A 207-nucleotide genomic window follows, 5' to 3' on the forward strand; every position below is an offset into this window, starting at 1 on the left:
TGCCAATTGTTTACCCTAACAAATCCTGTTTCATTAATATTATGTGGTGCTGTAAATAAAATTCCTTGGCCAGAAAATTGTTTGATATTTCTTACATGGTCATCAATTAGATAATCTGCATTAATAATGCTCTTATCGCCACAAAAGACAAAATTCATATCCTTTAAGAAACTAAAATGTTCTTTTAACCACTCATACTTTGCAGTC

Annotated in this window: 1 protein-coding gene; it reads right to left on the reverse strand. The window is 30.4% G+C overall.

Going from position 1 to position 207, the window contains the following annotated elements:
- On the reverse strand, positions 1-207 hold a 207-nt coding region (locus V7137_RS13360; RefSeq protein WP_420490125.1), incomplete at both ends, for a 5' nucleotidase, NT5C type.

This window comes from Neobacillus drentensis, from assembly GCF_036962765.1.
In the GTDB taxonomy this organism is placed as follows: Bacteria; Bacillota; Bacilli; order Bacillales; family Cytobacillaceae; genus Neobacillus; species Neobacillus drentensis_C.